The sequence below is a fragment of the Stappia sp. TSB10GB4 genome, assembly GCF_900185745.1.
Lineage (GTDB): Bacteria > Pseudomonadota > Alphaproteobacteria > Rhizobiales > Stappiaceae > Stappia.
In genome coordinates this window covers 124336-134220 of record NZ_FYAV01000028.1, presented here as the reverse complement: position 1 = coordinate 134220, position 9885 = coordinate 124336, and the positions used below count along the sequence as shown (strand labels likewise).

Below are 9885 nucleotides of genomic sequence, written 5' to 3'. Positions count from 1 at the left end.
CGGCGCACTGGCGACCTGCGTGCGCACCGGTGCGGGCGGCGTCGGCTGCGTCGAGACATCCTCGCCCTCGTCCTCGTCGCCGCCGAAGATGCGGGCGAACAGTCCGGGCCCGCTCGAGCGGGCGCCGCCGGCCGGCAGGCGGGCGATGCCGCGCTCTTCCAGATCGCCGGAGCGCCGGGTCGGCGACGTCGACACGCTGGCCACGGCGGTCGGCCGGCTGGAGGCGCCGCGCTGATGCCGCGCCAGCGCCTCGGCATAGCCGGGCATCTTCTTGCCGTCGCTGGGAACGTGAATGGTGTCGCCGCGCGGGAACACGCCGGCGAGCTGCGAGCGGGTCATGCGCGGCCAGTGCCGCACCGAGCCCGTGTCCATATGGACGAACGGCGTACGGGAACTGGGATAGAAGCCGACGCCGCCGATCTCCTTGCGCAGGCCGAGCGCCCGCAGCCTGTTGATGTCGACGCCGGGGATGAAGAAGTCCATCGCCTTGCCGCGCGTGTGCTGGCTGCTCTTGGCGACGCCGCGCGAGCGGTCGCGCAGCATGTTGTTGGTCGCCGGCGAGCGATAGGCGGAGACAACGTGGATCGCTTCGCTGGTGCCGGCCTGCTGATACACTTCCCAGATGAGATCGAAGAGCTGCGGATCCATCTGCGTGCTTTCGTTGCGCCGCCAGTCGCGCAGGAAGCGGTTCAGCTCGCGCAGGCCTTCCGACACATAGCGGCCGTTCCGCTTGAAGGTGATCGAAACCCGCTCATGCGTATGGGTGTTGTAGAGCTTCAGGGTCCGCGTCTCGGCGGATGCCGGAGACAGCGACATCGGCGACAGCAGTGCCACGGCGAATGCGGCAAGCGCCAATACGGGCAACGCGCGATATCGCAGCCGGGAAAACCATGCCTCGAGCAATGTCAGTCTCGCTTGTTTGCCGGCGGTTCAGCCGAACATCGCCCCCCGTCGGACTGATGTAAGGGACCGAAGTTAAGAAGCCTTTACCGTATTCCGAAATGAGCGCAAATCGTGGCAAATGCGCATCAATCCCGGAAAAAATGCTGACAACCCGGGTTTTCGCCCAGCTAGCTCCCCCCGTCAAGACCCGGTCGAGGCTCCGCCAGGGGCCGCTTGCCCCCCCCGCACGCGGCGTTCTGGAGATCGATACCGGGCGCGCCGCCGGCGCAACCGACGGGCCGGCGGGGCATGGGGCTCGCCCTAGTGTGGTGAATTTGAAATACGCCTCATTTTTGGCAGCGTGCCGGTGAGCGTATTTCAAATTCGAAAACCACAATAGAAACATAGACTTGCTAGTCACCCTTTTGAATCTGAAGTTCGTTCAGAGCATGCCGAGACATGTGACGAACTTCGGATTCGGGCGACTAGGGGAGCGCTTGCGCGCGCCTCAGTAGTCGGAGCTGGCCCGCTGGCGGCGGTCGAACATGCGCTGCCGCTCGGCCGCGAGATCGACCACCTTCTGCTTTTTCGGGGCCTCCGCCACCGGCGCCGCCGGCGGCCGGGCGCGCTTGACCGGGGGAGCGACGGCGAAGCGCTGCCAGTCCTCCCAGCCCTCGATCTCCAGCGCCTTGGTCAGCGCGGCATTATGTCCATAGATATCGGGGCGGCGCTGCAGCTTGCCGTTCTCGTCGACAAAGGCGGTGAAATAGGCAAGGTGCACCGGCACCGGCCGGGTCAGGTCGGCCCGCTTCTCCTCGCCGCCGATCATCGACTTCAGCCGCGCCGCCGTCCATTGCGTGTCGAGTTGCAGCAGGGCGTCGGCGAAGGCAAACGGGTCCTGCACCCGCACGCAGCCATGCGAGAAGGCGCGGGCAGAGCGGGCAAACAGGCTCTTCGACGGCGTGTCGTGCAGATAGACCGCGTGCCGGTTGGGGAACATGAACTTGATCTGCCCGAGCGCGTTGCCATCGCCCGGCCGCTGGCGGATGCGCACCTGGTTGAGGTTGACGCCCGACCAGTCGACCGAGGCCGGATCGACGACGCGGCCCCCGGCCAGCACCTCGTAATTGCGCCGCGGCAGGTAGCTCGCATCCGACAGGATCGACGGCAGCAGTTCTTCCGAGGCGATCGAATAGGGCACGTTCCAGTAGGGATTGACGATGACGTGGTCCATCACGTCGGAGAACACCGGCGTCTGGTTCGACGGCTTGCCGACCACGACGCGGGTCTCGTAGACCTGCGCCCCGTCGCGGAACAGCCGCGCCGAGAATTCCGGAATGTTGACGAAGATGTGGAAGGCGCCCATGTCGCGCGGCATCCAGCGCCAGCGCTCCATGTTGGCGAGGATATCGGAGACGGTCATGCCGTCCTCGGCGGCGGCGTTCAGCGCCAGCAGGGTCCGGCTGCCGACGACCCCGTCAGCCTGCAGCCCGTTCTCGCTCTGGAAGGCGACCACCGCGTCCTTCACCCGCGCGTCGAACAGTTCCGCCTCACCCGCCGGCTCCATGCCGAGCCGGGCGCGCAGCACGGCAACGCGCGGATCGCTCATGCCTTCCTTCAGCGCCGCGCCCTCCGGCACCAGTGGCGGCGTCTCCTGCCGGTCCTGTGCGCGGATCTCGGCCAGTTTCTCGCGCAGCGCCGCAAAGCCAGGCTGCGGCGGATTGTAGCCGTCGAGCGTCGTCGCCGCGTCGGTGGCGGCGGCCAGCGCCGCCAGCACGCCTTGCGCATCCGGGCGCTGCGGCTCCAGCGTCACGTTCCGCGACAGCGACGACGGCGCGATACGGCCGGCCTGCGCATGTTCGGCATAGGCGAGCGCCGCCGCCGACAGCAGCACCTCGAACCGCGCCGCCCGTTCCTCGTCCATCCTCCCGGCGGAGCGCGCCAGATCGCCCGGCAGGGCATAGTCCGCCCGCCGCAGCCCGTCGCGCTCGGCCTGGGCCAGACGGGCCACCAGCCGCCGCGCCTCCAGCGTCGGCACGCCGTCGGCGATCCACAGCAATTCATGGCCGCGCGCGGCGTAGAACTCGACGAGCTGCCGGCGCCGCTCGGCGCTCATGAACGGCAGCGCCCCGTCGCTGTCGGCAAGCCCCGCCCCCGTTTGCAGCAGGGTGGCCAGCGCCGGCTCGGGCAGCGGCTGGGGCAGCGGCGTCGCGACGGCGGCCGCAGTGTCGGCACCCGTGATCGAACCCGTTGTCGCCAGCGCCGGCAGCGCGCTCGTCAGCATCAGGCCGGCGAAGGTGGCGGCGGCGATGCGGGCCGGGCGAAAACGAAGGCTGCGGTCCATGAAGCTCATCCGGTTGTCCGGCACGGGCAAACCGGCCCGCGCCAAGGTGATTCTCTTGTATGAAACCCCAGCAAGCCGGCTGGGTTCCGGCAATGCAAGTCACGTTGCGTCATGGGAGCCGCTACTCGGCCGCCTCGGCATCGCCTGTTGCATCGAGGCCATAGTCCTTCAACTTGCGATAAAGGGTGGACCGGCCGATCGACAACCTGCGCGCGACCTCGGTCATCCGCCCGCCATAGTGGTCGATGGCGGTGCGGATCATCTCCGCCTCCACCTCTTCCAGCTTGCGCACATGACCATGATCGTCGAGCGAGCGCACGAAGCCGAACGGCGCCGCCGGTCCGCTCCCGCCATCGGCAAGGGCAACGCCGGCCGTCTCCGGCACCGGCATCGCCGCGGGCGCTGTCTCGCTCGCCTGCGCCGTCACAGTGTCGCGATCCGTCTCCACTGGGCGGGCCGCCGACATCCGCACGGCCGTCGCCGCGCTGCCGACGCTCGCCTGCACCTGCGGAAAATCGTCCGGGCTGAGGTGATCGCCCTCGCACAGCACCACGGCGCGGAACACCGCGTTCTCGAGCTGGCGGATGTTGCCCGGCCAGTCATAGGCCTGCAGCATGGCGATGGCGGCGGGCGCCACGGTCGCGATCTGCGGCCGCCCCTCCTCGGCCGCGAACCGCGCCAGGAAGTGCCGCACCAGGTCGGGAATGTCCTCGCGCCGGTCGCGCAGCGGCGGCAGCCACAGCGGGAAGACGTTGAGCCGGTAGTAGAGGTCCTCGCGGAACTGGCCGTCCTTGACCAGGTCGATCAGCCGCCGGTTGGTCGCCGAGATCAGCCGGAAGTCGACCTTCACCGGCCGCCTGGCGCCGATCGGGTCGATCTCACCCTCCTGCAGTGCGCGCAGCAGCTTGACCTGGATGTCGAGCGACAATTCGCCGACCTCGTCGAGGAACAGCGTGCCGCCATGGGCTTCCTGGAACTTGCCGATATGCTTGTCGACCGCCCCGGTGAACGCCCCCTTCTCGTGGCCGAACAGGATCGATTCGACCAAGTGCTCGGGGATCGCGCCGCAATTGACGGTGATGAAGGGCTTCGCCCGCCGCTCGCTGGAGCCTTGAATGGCGCGGGCGATCAGCTCCTTGCCGACGCCCGATTCGCCCTCGATCAGCACCGGAATATGCGAGGTCGCCGCCCGCCGCCCAACCCGGATCACCCGTTCCATCGCCTCCGAACGGGTGACGATGTCGTCGAAGGAGAAGGTGCCGCTCGCCTGCTTATGGATGCGGGTGATCTCGCCCTCCAGCGCCGACATGCGCATGAAGGTGCGGATCGCCACTTCCAGCCGCTCCGGCGACACCGGCTTGACCACGAAGTCCTGCGCCCCGGCGCGGATCGCGTTGACCGCCGCATCGATGCCGGCATGCGCCGTCTGCACGATGATCGGCACGGTCTTCTTCATCTCGCGCAAGCGCGCGATCACGCCCATGCCGTCGAGCTCCGGCATCACCAGGTCGAGAATGACGAGATTTATGTCGTTGCCGTCCGGCGAGGCCATCAGCGCCACGGCTTCCGCGCCGTTCTCGACGCTGCGCGCGCGGTAGCCGAACCGCTTGACCGCCTCTTCCAGCAGGCGCCGCTGCACCGGATCGTCGTCGGCGATGAGGATGCGTCCGCCTGTCGGGATCATGCGTGCGCCTGCCTTTCGGAACTGTCTCAATTCGGGTCACCGTAGCCGCGCACCGGTAAACAAAATGTCCACGTTTGCCGAAGGCCCCTCGCCTGCCCGGTCTTTAGGCGTTGCCCTCCACCGACAATTCACAATATCCAGACACAGGAAGGCGCGGCACGAGCGCCCGCGCAAGAACACGAGACCAGAACACGAGAGCGGAGACGTCATGACCGACAGGGCAGGCTGGACACAGGCACGGATCGCCCGCTCGGCGGCGGAAGGCGGCAGCGCGGCGAGCGAGCTCGGCGCCCTGCCGGAGTGGAACCTTGCCGACCTCTATCCCGGCCACGACGCGCCGCAGGTCCCCACCGATCTGGCGCGGGCGGCCCGCGATGCCAGCGCCTTCGAAGAGCGCTACAAGGGCAGGCTGGAGGAGATCGCCCGCCGCTCCGGCGCGCAGCTCGCCGCCGCGATCCGCGAGATGGAGGCGCTCGACGACCTGATGGGCCGCCTCGCCTCCTTTGCCGGCCTGTTCTATGCCGGTAACACCACCGATCCGGTGCGCCAGAAGTTCTATGGCGACGTGCAGGAGAAGCTGACCACCGCCAGCACCCATCTGATCTTCTTCGCGCTGGAGCTCAACCGCATCGACGACGCGGTGCTCGACGAGGCCGCCGGCGATCCGGACCTGGCGCATTACCGCCCCTGGCTCGACGACATCCGCAAGACCCGGCCCTACCAGCTCGAGGACCGCATCGAGCAGCTCTTCCACGAGAAGTCGGTGACCGGCGCCGGCGCCTGGAACCGGCTGTTCGACGAGACCATGGCGGGCCTGCGCTTCGATGTCGAGGGCACCGAACTATCGCTGGAGCCGACCCTCAACCTGTTGCAGGACGCCGATGCGGCGCGCCGCGAGACGGCGGCGAAGGCGCTGAGCACCACCTTCCGCCAGAACCTGCCGGTCTTCACGCTGATCACCAACACGCTGGCCAAGGACAAGGAAATCTCCGACCGCTGGCGCGGCTTTGCCGACATCGCCGACAGCCGGCACCTTGCCAACCGGGTCGAGCGCGAGGTGGTCGACGCGCTGGTCGAGGCGGTGCGCGAGGCCTATCCGTCCCTCTCCCACCGCTACTATGCGATGAAGGCCGGCTGGCTCGGCCGCGACGTGCTGGATTTCTGGGACCGCAACGCGCCGCTCCCCTCCGCCGACACCCGCCGCATCCCCTGGGACGAGGCGCGCGACACCGTGCTTGCCGCCTATGGCCGCTTCTCGCCGAAGATGGCGGACATCGCCCGCGACTTCTTCGACAAGGGCTGGATCGACGCCCCGGCGCGGGCCGGCAAGGCGCCGGGCGCCTTCGCCCATCCGACCGTCCCGAGCGCCCACCCTTACGTGCTGCTCAACTATCAGGGCCGCACCCGCGACGTCATGACGCTTGCCCATGAACTCGGCCACGGCGTCCACCAGGTGCTGGCCGCGCCGAACGGCGCCCTGATGGCGCCGACGCCGCTGACGCTCGCCGAAACGGCCAGCGTGTTCGGCGAGATGCTGACCTTCAAGGCGCTGCTCGGCCAGGCCGAGACGCCGCAAAAGCGCAAGATCCTGCTGGCCGGCAAGGTCGAGGACATGATCAACACGGTGGTCCGCCAGATCGCCTTCTACACGTTCGAGCGCAAGATCCACACGGCGCGGCGCGAGGGCGAGCTGACCTCGGCCGACCTGTGCGATCTGTGGATGTCGGTGCAGGCGGAGAGCCTTGGCCCGGCCATTCGCCTCAGTGAGGGCTACGAGACCTACTGGACCTATATCCCGCACTTCATCCACTCGCCCTTCTATGTCTATGCCTATGCCTTCGGCGACTGCCTGGTGAACTCGCTCTACGCGGTCTACGAGGATGCAGAGGCCGGCTTCCAGGACAAGTATTTCGCCATGCTGTCGGCCGGCGGCACCAGGCACCATTCGGAGCTGCTCGCCCCGTTCGGGCTGGATGCCACCGACCCCGCCTTCTGGCGCAAGGGCCTGTCGGTGATCGCCGGCTTCATCGACGAGCTGGAGCGGCTCGACGCATGAGCACGACCACGGGCGAGGGAGGCGACAGGCCCTCCCCCGCCGGCCCGCCCGTTTCCCACACCCCCTTTTCCCACACGCCCTATGACGGCTCGGCCCGGCCCTTCAGCGTCGGCTTGCAGCCGCTCGACCTTGCCGACTGGATCGAGCCCGACGCCCGGCTCGCCGAACAGCTCGACGAGAAGGAGCGCCTGCTCGCCGGCGGCGGCGAGGCGCCCGTCCTGCTCGCGGAAGAGGGAACGGAAAGCGCCCAGCAGGAAGTGCTCGATCTTCTCGGCAACCACCTGCCGAACCGTTTCCCGGACCTCTACCGCCGCGAGGGCACGGCGATCCGCATCCTGCCCACCGGGCGCGTGATCGATCTTGCCGATCCGGGCGACATCCCGCTCGCCCGCGCCGCCCGGCTGGTGCAGGAGGACCTGATCCTGATGCGCGCCTCGCCGCAAGGCTACCGCCTTGCCGCCGGCGCGCTGTGCTTTCCCTCCTCCTGGTCGCTCACGGATAAGTTCGCCCAGCCGATGACCGCGATCCACGAGACGGTCCCCGGCTTCAACGACGGGCGCATGGGGCCGATGGTCGCACGCATCTTCGACAATCTTCCCGTCGAGCGGCCGAGCTGGCGGCTCAACTGGTCGCTCTATACCGGCCCGGCGCTGCACCGCCCGTTCCCCAAGCGGATCGCCGCGGACGGCACCGATCCGCACCGGCTGGCGCGCGACGAGGCCGGCGGCCTGCATGTGCGGGTCGAGCGCCAGACCCTGCGCCGCCTGCCGCAAAGCGGCGACATCCTCTTCACCATCCGCATCCATCACGATCCGGTCGCCGCCTTCGCGCGCCATCCGCAGGGGAGCGAGCTGGCGCAGGGCCTGCGCCGGCAATTGCTGGAGCTGGATGCCGCCCAGGCCGCCTACAAGGGCCTTGCCGCCGACCGCGACGCCATCGCCGCCGCCCTGGAAAGCCTCGCCGCCTCCCTCGCGCCCTCCCGACCCCCGGCGTGAGTGCCCCTGCCGGATCCGGATCGATCCCCTATATCTGTCAGGACGTAGCAGCAGGTCGGGGCATCCCGCTCCGCGACAGGCCGAGGCACGAATGAGCACACAGCCACCCCGCGACCGCGAGCAGAACCGCTTGACCGCCCGCGTCGGACGCTATGCCCGCGTCGGCGCCAACATGGGCGGTCTCGCCGCGAAGATCGCCGGCGCGCGCGTCTTCGGCTACACCATCGACAACGAGAAGCAGGCGGCCGAGCTTGCCGCCGCCCTCGGCGGGCTCAAGGGTCCGTTGATGAAGGTGGCGCAGCTCATCTCCACCATTCCCGATGCGGTGCCGCCCGAATATGCCGCCGAACTGGCGCAGCTTCAGTCCGATGCCCCGCCGATGGGCTGGGCCTTCGTCAAGCGGCGCATGTCGGCGGAGCTCGGCCGCGACTGGCAGGGGCGCTTCGCCAGCTTCGAGCGGGAGCCCGCGGCTGCCGCCTCGCTCGGCCAGGTGCACTGGGCCCGCGCGCAGGACGGCGAGGAGCTTGCCTGCAAGCTGCAATATCCGGACATGGCCTCCACGGTGGAGGCGGACCTGCGCCAGTTGTCGCTGCTGTTCTCCGTCCATCGCCGCATGGGACCGGCCATCGACACCAGCGAGATTGCCCGCGAGATCGGCGACCGGGTGCGCGAGGAGCTCGACTATGTGCGCGAGGCCCGCCACATGGCCGCCTATGCGCAGATCTTCGCGGACGAGCCGCGCATCCGTGTGCCGCGGCTGCGGGCGGAGCTGTCGACCGGGCGCCTGCTCACCATGTCCTGGCTCGACGGCCGGCCGCTGCTGAGCTTCAAGGACCATCCGCTGGAGGACCGCAACCGCCTCGCCGAAGTCATGTTCCGCGCCTGGTGGCACCCGTTCAGCCATCACGGCCTGATCCATGGCGACCCGCATCTGGGCAACTACACGGTCTTCACCGACGGCGATGCGCCGGCCGGCATCAACCTGCTCGACTATGGCTGCATCCGCATCTTCCCGCCCGGCTTCGTCCAGGGCGTCGTCGATCTCTATCGCGGGTTGCTGCATGGCGACGACGACCTCGTCGTCTCCGCCTATGAGCGCTGGGGCTTTCGCGGCCTCAGCCGCGAGCTGATCGACATCCTCAACATCTGGGCGCGCTTCATCTACGGCCCGCTCTTGAGCGACCGGGTGCGTTCCATCGCCGACGGCATCAAGCCGGCCGAATACGGCCGCCGCGAGGCCTTCCGCGTCCATCAGGCGCTGAAGCAGAAAGGCCCGGTGACGGTGCCGCGCGAATTCGTCTTCATGGACCGTGCGGCGATTGGCCTCGGCGGCGTCTTCCTGCATCTGAAGGCCGAGCTGAACTTCTACCGCCTGTTCAACGAGCAGATCGAGGATTTCGAGGAGAGCACCGTCGCCGCCCGCCAGCAGGCGCTGCTGCAAGGGGTCGGCCTCGCCCCGCGCCCGTCCTCCTGACGCCCCGCCCGTCCTGCATCCGCTCCGGCGGGTCGCGACCGGCTTTCCGCTCCCTGCGCGCCCCCCGTCCCGCAGCTTGTCCCGCGGTGCAAACTGCGCGTTGCCCAAGGGTTTCTGTCTGCTATAAGTACGCCAAACAACCACCCTGGCCACAAGAGGGATCCATGGCAGACAACAACGCTCCGTCGATGGACTACGCAGAGCACGAGCGCACCTATAACGGCTTCATCAACTTTTCCAAGGTCGGCACCGTCGCCGCCCTGAATGTGATGCTGTGCCTCATCCTCTTCACCTTCGGCGGCAGCGCCGGCACGTTCTTCGGCTGGATCGCGCTGATCGCCACCCTCGTCGCGGCGGCCGTCGGTCTTGCCAGCGGCGCCAAGGGCTGGATCCCGTCCGCCGTGGTGTTCGTCGTCGCCAGCCTGATCGCGATCGTCACCGCCGCTTGAC

Annotated in this window: 7 protein-coding genes; 4 read left to right on the top strand and 3 right to left on the bottom strand. The window is 68.5% G+C overall.

Going from position 1 to position 9885, the window contains the following annotated elements; translation table 11 throughout:
• The 3 genes from TSB10GB4_RS04255 to TSB10GB4_RS04245 all read right to left on the bottom strand — a co-directional run.
• Positions 1 to 834 (bottom strand): DUF882 domain-containing protein (locus tag TSB10GB4_RS04255; RefSeq protein WP_371328851.1); only part of this gene is annotated, 834 nt, incomplete at its 3' end.
• 556 nt (positions 835 to 1390) lie between these two features.
• On the bottom strand, positions 1391 to 3226 hold the full coding sequence (locus TSB10GB4_RS04250) for a murein L,D-transpeptidase (protein ID WP_186394685.1): 1836 nt from the start codon (positions 3224 to 3226) through the stop codon (positions 1391 to 1393).
• A 121-nt stretch (positions 3227 to 3347) separates the two neighbouring features.
• Positions 3348 to 4910: a sigma-54 dependent transcriptional regulator gene (locus TSB10GB4_RS04245; RefSeq protein WP_186394684.1), complete on the bottom strand. Its 1563-nt coding sequence runs from the start codon at positions 4908 to 4910 to the stop codon at positions 3348 to 3350.
• A gap of 208 nt (positions 4911 to 5118) precedes the next feature.
• Between TSB10GB4_RS04245 and TSB10GB4_RS04240 the strand changes: the two genes are divergently transcribed.
• The 4 genes from TSB10GB4_RS04240 to TSB10GB4_RS04225 all read left to right on the top strand — a co-directional run bounded on the left by TSB10GB4_RS04240 (position 5119) and on the right by TSB10GB4_RS04225 (position 9884).
• The gene (locus TSB10GB4_RS04240; protein ID WP_186394683.1) at positions 5119 to 6966 is read left to right on the top strand and encodes a M3 family oligoendopeptidase; all 1848 of its coding nucleotides are present in this window, start codon (positions 5119 to 5121) and stop codon (positions 6964 to 6966) included.
• Entirely contained in the window at positions 6963 to 7961 is a 999-nt protein-coding gene (locus tag TSB10GB4_RS04235; protein WP_186394682.1) for a DUF3445 domain-containing protein, read from the top strand. The genes TSB10GB4_RS04240 and TSB10GB4_RS04235 overlap by 4 nt, the downstream gene beginning before the upstream one ends.
• A gap of 91 nt (positions 7962 to 8052) precedes the next feature.
• Entirely contained in the window at positions 8053 to 9435 is a 1383-nt protein-coding gene (locus TSB10GB4_RS04230; protein ID WP_186394681.1) for an AarF/ABC1/UbiB kinase family protein, read from the top strand.
• A gap of 164 nt (positions 9436 to 9599) precedes the next feature.
• On the top strand, positions 9600 to 9884 hold the full coding sequence (locus TSB10GB4_RS04225; protein ID WP_186390349.1) for an aa3-type cytochrome c oxidase subunit IV: 285 nt from the start codon (positions 9600 to 9602) through the stop codon (positions 9882 to 9884).
• Position 9885: the final 1 nt, after the last annotated feature.

Bases quoted from the DNA above. Each gene is read 5' to 3' on its own strand.
- TSB10GB4_RS04250 (WP_186394685.1), bottom strand. From the start codon at position 3,226: ATGGACCGCAGCCTTCGTTTTCGCCCGGCCCGCATCGCCGCCGCCACC.
- TSB10GB4_RS04245 (WP_186394684.1), bottom strand. From the start codon at position 4,910: ATGATCCCGACAGGCGGACGCATCCTCATCGCCGACGACGATCCGGTG.
- TSB10GB4_RS04240 (WP_186394683.1), top strand. From the start codon at position 5,119: ATGACCGACAGGGCAGGCTGGACACAGGCACGGATCGCCCGCTCGGCG.
- TSB10GB4_RS04235 (WP_186394682.1), top strand. From the start codon at position 6,963: ATGAGCACGACCACGGGCGAGGGAGGCGACAGGCCCTCCCCCGCCGGC.
- TSB10GB4_RS04230 (WP_186394681.1), top strand. From the start codon at position 8,053: ATGAGCACACAGCCACCCCGCGACCGCGAGCAGAACCGCTTGACCGCC.
- TSB10GB4_RS04225 (WP_186390349.1), top strand. From the start codon at position 9,600: ATGGCAGACAACAACGCTCCGTCGATGGACTACGCAGAGCACGAGCGC.